The organism is Chloroflexota bacterium (assembly GCA_013152435.1).
Taxonomy (GTDB): Bacteria; Chloroflexota; Anaerolineae; order DUEN01; family DUEN01; genus DUEN01.
In genome coordinates, this window is the sequence record JAADGJ010000032.1 from 1 (window position 1) to 6,506 (window position 6,506).

7 protein-coding genes are annotated in these 6,506 nt (G+C 64.2%); all 7 read right to left on the reverse strand.

All coding sequences use genetic code 11. The annotated features are described in order from the left end of the window. Positions 1-242: 242 nt before the first annotated feature. A complete protein-coding gene (gene rfbB / locus GXP39_04005) occupies positions 243-1,274 on the reverse strand; it encodes a dTDP-glucose 4,6-dehydratase (GenBank protein NOZ27204.1) in 1,032 nt (343 codons plus the stop codon). Continuing rightward, entirely contained in the window at positions 1,267-2,070 is an 804-nt protein-coding gene (locus tag GXP39_04010; GenBank protein NOZ27205.1) for a hypothetical protein, read from the reverse strand. The genes rfbB and GXP39_04010 overlap by 8 nt, the downstream gene beginning before the upstream one ends. Positions 2,071-2,076: 6 nt before the next feature. Continuing rightward, a complete protein-coding gene (locus GXP39_04015; protein ID NOZ27206.1) occupies positions 2,077-3,144 on the reverse strand; it encodes a glucose-1-phosphate thymidylyltransferase in 1,068 nt (355 codons plus the stop codon). Between the two features lie 63 nt (positions 3,145-3,207). Next, the gene (locus tag GXP39_04020; GenBank protein ID NOZ27207.1) at positions 3,208-3,867 is read right to left on the reverse strand and encodes a CpsD/CapB family tyrosine-protein kinase; all 660 of its coding nucleotides are present in this window, start codon (positions 3,865-3,867) and stop codon (positions 3,208-3,210) included. A 10-nt stretch (positions 3,868-3,877) separates the two neighbouring features. Next, positions 3,878-4,597, reverse strand: coding sequence for a hypothetical protein (locus GXP39_04025; GenBank protein NOZ27208.1), 720 nt, complete (start codon positions 4,595-4,597; stop codon positions 3,878-3,880). Between the two features lie 9 nt (positions 4,598-4,606). Then, on the reverse strand, positions 4,607-5,299 hold the full coding sequence (locus GXP39_04030) for a hypothetical protein (protein NOZ27209.1): 693 nt from the start codon (positions 5,297-5,299) through the stop codon (positions 4,607-4,609). Between the two features lie 22 nt (positions 5,300-5,321). Then, positions 5,322-6,422, reverse strand: coding sequence for a glycosyltransferase family 4 protein (locus tag GXP39_04035; protein NOZ27210.1), 1,101 nt, complete (start codon positions 6,420-6,422; stop codon positions 5,322-5,324). Positions 6,423-6,506 lie beyond the last annotated feature (84 nt).

Sequence of the window (6,506 nt, forward strand, 5' to 3'; positions counted from 1 at the left end):
ACCCCAAAGATACGGGGCCACGCTTCCATATCGCTTAACTTGGTACCAATGGGACCCCTTCACGGAAACCCCCACGTTTCCGGCCTGTACCTGCCTTTCTCGGCCCTTCCCGAAGGACCCAGGCTGAGGCCGGGCAGGTCGAAGGCAAAAGAAGAGCTTTTTCCGGAGGGGAGAGACCCGGAGGGCCTCCCCCCAGCAAAGGCAACGGTGTTTTTCAGACGCACTCTGAGAGGACAGTTTGCCTATGAGTTCGCCCGGATCACGCGGCGCTGTCCGTATTGCCGCCGGTAATACTCCTGGAATTCACCGCTCTTGATCTTTCGCCACCACCACTCGTTTTCCACATACCAGCGTACCGTCTTTCGGATGGCCTCCTCGTGGGTGTGCCGCGGTTGCCATCCGAGGCTCTTCAATTTGTCCACGTTCAGGGAGTACCGGCGGTCGTGGCCCGGGCGGTCCTCCACGTGCTGGATCAGGCTGCGCGGCTTCCCCAGCTCGTCGAGCAGGATCTCGACCATCTTGAGGTTTTCCATCTCCTGCCCCGTGCCCACGTTGTAGATCTCGCCGATCTTCCCCCGTTGCAGCACGATGTCGATGGCCTCACAGTGGTCCAGCACATATTGGTAGTCTCGCATCTGCCGGCCGTCGCCGTAGACGGGAAGCGGCAGGTCGTCGATGGCGTTGGTCGCGAACAGGGGGACGACCTTCTCCGGGTACTGGTATGGGCCGATGTTGTTGGCGCCGCGGGTGATGGTGATGGGCAATCCGTAGGTGGTGTGGTAGGCGAGCACCATTAGATCGGCGCTGGCCTTGCTGGCGGCATAGGGACTCCGGGGCGCGACCGGGTCCGTCTCCAGGGAGGAGTGTCCGGGGGGCACATCTCCGTACACCTCGTCGGTGCTGATCTGATGGTATCGCTCCAGCTGGAATCGTCGCGCGGCCTCCAGGAGCACGTAGGTGCCGTACACATCCGTCTGAATGAACGCGTCGGGATCCATGATGGATCGGTCGACGTGGGTCTCCGCCGCGAAGTTGACGATCGTGTCGATGTCATGCTCCTGGATCACGCGCTCCACGATCTCTTTGTCGCAGATGTCGCCGCGCACGAAGTGATACCGGGGATCGTCCTGAACGTCCAACAGGTTGTCCAGGTTACCCGCGTAGGTCAGCTTGTCCAGCACGACCACCCGGATATCCTCGTATCGGTCCAGCAGGTAGCGCACGAAATTGGAGCCGATGAATCCGGCCCCGCCGGTGATCAGGTAGTTACGCATGGCTCCCTCCTCCATTCCCCTTGGCGCCACGGCGCGGGCGAGTATGCCAGCCGGGATCAGCGCCGCTGCGCCTCAGCAGTGGACGCCCGGCCGCTCTCCGTCGCTGCAGGCGGCGCCGCAGGATCTCCCTCCGGCGTGGACGGCGCCTCAGCGGCAGCGGGAACGTGAAGTCCAGGGTCAGGGTCGGTGAGGCGGCGTGGTTGCCGGATATGGTGCGGCGGCGCTCCTCGATGGCACCCCACGCGATCAGGAAACAGACGTGTCCCGTCTCCGTCAGGATATCGGCGGCTCCCCTCAGGACCTGCTCTGCCCGTTCCAGCCGCTCGTACAATGCTGGCCAGATCCGATCCCGCAGCTCGTACATGCGGGTGATCGCCCCGGGCGAGCTGCTCACATGTGCCGAACGCAGGGCCGGCAGGAACTGTTCCATGCAGAACCGCTCGGCCGCCCGGAAGGAGGGGGAGAGCAGGTCCGCGTACAGGCGGACATGCACCAGGCTCCCGCTCTCCTCCACCTGGCACATCAGCGCCGCGTGTGGGGAGCGCAGGTCGAAGTAAGGGCCGGGCTCGAACGGATGCCAGTGTCCGTACACGCTCTCCAGGCGCACCACCCGTTCGGCGAGAATGGACACCGCGTTGGCCAGGATCCTCGCCTCCCTGGCGACATCGCAGGAGTCCGGCACCCGATAGGCGGGAACGAGATCGGCCGCCTCAAACGCTGCGGCGGCCGAGTGTGTGGGCTCGAGCTGGTCCAACTGACGAAGCGCCTGTCTCAGCGCGGGAAAGGAACGTATCATAGACGCCTACAGCAATCCTACCTTGCTGTTATCCCCCAGTGTCATTTTGTACGCCCGCGGCTTCATGCGCGAGCGGGTGATCTCCACGTTCCGACCGATCAGGCTGTCCTCAATGCGGGTCGGGACGTCGATGATGCGGCTATTCTCTAAGACGATGCAATGCTCGATCTCGCAACGCTCGATTACGCAGTGGTGGTAGATGGATGTGTAGGGGCCGATGTACGCGTTCACCACGCGGGTCTCCTCGCCGATGATGGCCGGGCCGCGAATCACGCTGTTGATGATCTGGGCGCCCCGCTCGATGACCACCCGGCCGTTCACCTCGGAATCCGGCGAGATGGTGCCCTCGTTGCGCGGCTCCAGCTCCTCCAGGACCCGGTTGTTGGCCTCCAGCATGTCGATGGGCTTCCCCGTGTCGATCCACCACCCCCGGTGAATGTAGGGGTACACGCGATATCCCGCGTCCACCAGCCACTGGATGGCGTCCGTGATCTCCAGCTCGCCTCGCCAGGAGGGACGGATGTTCTCCACCGCCTCGAATACGTGGTGGTCGAACATGTAGATGCCCACCAGCGCCAGGTTCGATTTGGGGTTCTTGGGCTTCTCCACCAGGCGTATGATGCGTCCCTCGCTGTCCAGCTCCGCCACGCCGTAGTGTTGTGGCTCCTCCACCTCCGTGAGCACGATCTGGCAATTCCAATCGCTCTCCGCGAATTGGCGGATCAGGGAGCTGATGCCCCCCTGGATCACGTTGTCTCCCAGGAACATGACGAACCGCTCATCGCCCAGGAAGTCCCGGCTGATCTTGACCGCGTGGGCCAGCCCCAGCGGTGCCTCCTGCTGGATGTAGGTGATCTTCACACCCCAGCGCGATCCATCCCCGACGGCCTCCCGGATCTGCGGCCCCGTGTCCCCGATCACGACGCCGATGTCCACGATGCCTGCGTCGCGGATGGCCTCGATGACCCGGAACAGCACCGGCTTGTTGGCCACCGGCACCAGCTGTTTGGCATTGGTGTACGTGATGGGGTAGAGTCGGGAGCCCTTCCCACCGCTGAGGATCAGTCCTTTCATCGGTTCACCCTTTCCGCGTGACTCCGGAGGCTTGTAGATAAGCGCTCGAGCGATCTGATGCGCTCAGGTGTAGTACGTGTGCAGCGTCTTGTCCAGCATCACGTTGTTCAGGACGGCGCCGATCAGCCGGGCGTTCACCCGATCCAGGACCTCCTTGGCGCGCTGGGCGAACTGTCGCTTTGTCGAGCCGGCGTTGATGACCAGCAGCACGCCATCCAGCTTGCTGGCCAGCACGGCGGCGTCCGTCACGGCGATCACCGGCGGGGCGTCGAACAGCACCAGGTCCGCCTCTCCCGCCAGCCGCTCGATGACCTGATTCATGCGTTGGGAGGCCAACAGCTCCGCCGGATTCGGCGGGAGCGGCCCGCTGGGCAGCACCCACAGCCCCGGCACCTCCGTCTCTTGCAGGGGCGGCTGTGCCAGGGCGCTCTCGTCCCGCACCATGGTCGTCAGCCCCACCCCGTTGGAGAGGGAGAAGATCTCGTGCTGGCGGGGGCGGCGCAGGTCGCAGTCGGCGATGATCACCCGCCGGCCGGTCTGGGCGGTCGTGACGGCCAAGTTGGCCAGCGTCGTCGATTTCCCCTCGTCCGGACCGGGGGAGGTGATCAACAGGGTGCGCAGCGGGTGGTCCAGGCTGGAGAACTCCAGGTTCGTGCGCAGGCTGCGGTATGCCTCCGCAACGGGCGAACGCGGTTCCGTGATCGTGATCAGATTCAAAGCCATATCGCTCACCTTATGTGGTGTGCTGAGCCAGTTCGGACGGCCGGCGCCGGGAGCGTCCTCGGGGCTGGTCCTTGTCCGGCTGCCCGGGGATGGCACCCAATACCGGGATCCCCAACGCCCGTTCCACGCTCTCCGGCGAGCGCAGGATGTCCGATTCCAGCCACTCCAGGAAGAAGACGACGAGGCCGCCCACCAGGAGGCCCAATAGCCCTCCAGCGATGGCGTTGAAGAGCGGCTTGGGGCGGATCTGAGGGGCGTCCCGCACGTCGTCCACGATCCTCACCTCGATGCGGTCGCGCTTGTCCTGCTCCTGGTTCCAGCGCTGGCGGTCCTCGACGAAGATCTCCGCCATCGTCTGGGCCATGAGCTTGGCCTCCTCTGGGGAGCGGCTCTCCGCGTCGATCTGTAAGCTGAAGTTCGATGAATCCGACGAGATGGTGATCCTCTCCAGGAATTGGTACGAGTTCATGTCCAGTTGCGCGCGCTCGATGACCCGGTTGGCCATCTTGTGCGTGCGCAGGTTCAGCACGTAGTTGCGCAGAATGTCCTTGACGGTGTTGCTGAGCCCCCAGTCATAGCGCGCAGGCTCCACGCTGAGTTTGACGCTGGCCCGGTATACGGGCGCCTGTAGCTTGCTGAACCCAAAGGCCCCCACGGCCGCCAGCACGGCGACCACGATGATGATCCATCCTCGCTTGCGCAAGATCTTCAGATAGTCTCGAATCTCCATGGCTTCCCCTTACGATGACCGTGGGATTTCACCCACCACGGTGATCCCCAATGCCTCCAGATCTGCCGGGCCGCGCACGCTGTCGTCCAGGTAGTCGAGAAGGAAGGCCAGCGCGATGCCAGCCACCAGCCCTAGAAACAGACGCAAGGGCAGGTCCAATCGTTCCCTGGGGGAGGGGCCTACCGGGACGATGGCGCCGCGGTCGATCAGGTGTGCCTCTACGTCGTCCGCCATGGTCTGCGGCAGGAAGGCACCCGCCTCCTCGCCCAGCACGGCTGCTGCGGCCTCGGCGATGGCTGCCAGCTGGTCCGGGTCCCCCCAGGTGATGGAGAGCGTGAGCACCCGGTGGAGCTTCCCCGCCTGGGTGCTGCCCTGGATGGCTCCTGGCGGAACCGTGATTCCCCTGTCGGCCAGTCGCTGGCTGACCGCCCGGGCGAACTCGCTGCGCCGTACCACCTCGCTCAGGTCGTCCACCAGGTATTCGGACGCCAGCCAGGTGTAGTAGCGATCATACGTGTAGTAATCGCCGGTGCGCGGCTCCGGCCGCACGCCCACGCTGAAGCTGAGGGAGGTGGCGTACGTCACGGGACGTGGCTGCCACGGCCGGCGGGCCACCAGCCACCATAGTGCTGTGAGCGCGATCAGGACCACTGGCAGCCACCAGCGTCGTCGGATGATCGCCCAATAGGAACGCAGCTCCACCTTACGCCGGCCTCCATGAAGGTCAAAGGGTTTGATGCTGCTTCAATGCCGTCTGGATGTACGCCTGGAGCTGTCTCTGGAACTCCGCCCGGCTGAACTGCTCCGCCCGGGCCCGACAGCGGGCGGGATCGAAGTCGGCCGGGTCGAACCGCTGGACCGCCTGCGCCAGCGCTTCCGCCGTCTGCTCACGGAAGAACAGCCCGGTCTCCCCCTCGATCACCGTGTCGAGCGCCCCGCCCCCGGCGTAGGCGATCACCGGCCGGCCACAGGCCATCGCCTCCAGCGGCGCGATGCCAAAGTCCTCCAGCCCCGGGAAGATGAAGGCCCGGCATCCCTGTAACAACGAGACCAGCTCCTCATCGCTCACGCGTCCCAGAAAGTGCACGTTCGGGCCCGCGCGCCGTTCCAGAGCCGGTCGATCCCGCCCGTCCCCGGCGATCCACAGGGGCAACCCCAACTGCGTGAAGGCCTCCACGGCGATGTCGATCCGCTTGTAGGGGACCAGGCGGGAGACGATGAAAAAGTAATCGCCGGCGGGTTGACCGGAAGGGCGAAATCGTTCCGTGTCCACCGGCGGATAGATGATCTCACTCTCTCGTCTGTAGAACTTGCGAACGCGCTGCCGGATCGTCCGGGAAATGGAGACGAACCGATCGACCCGATTGGCGGCCACCTGATCCCAGAGTCGTAACCAGGGGATCAACAGCCGCAGGATCGCATTCGTCCACTGGCCAAGCTCCTCACGTTGCCGATAAGCCTCGTACATCCAGACGAAGCGGGTAGGCGTCAGGCAGTAGCACACATGCAACGCTTCCGGCGCCGTGATCACCCCGTGACAGAAGCCGCTTTTGTTGCTGATGACCAGCTCGTACTCCGAGAGATCGAACGACTCGAATGCCAGGGGGTACAGCATCAGGTACCATTGGTGATGCCGGGTGACCCCGGGGAGGCGCTGCATGAACGATGTGCGAATGTCCCACGACTGATAGGTGGCGGGCATGGAGCCCGGATCGTAGATGCTGGTGTAGACGGGCGCCTCCGGGAATAGTTCCTTCAGCGCCTCCAACACTTGTTCCGCCCCACCGAACTGATTGAGCCAGTCGTGGACAATGGCGATCTTCAAGCTGTCCCCCTCCCGCGCGGCTATTGTACCAGAAGGGGGTGCAATCTACAAACACTCGAGAACCGCGGGAGTGCATCTTTTTCA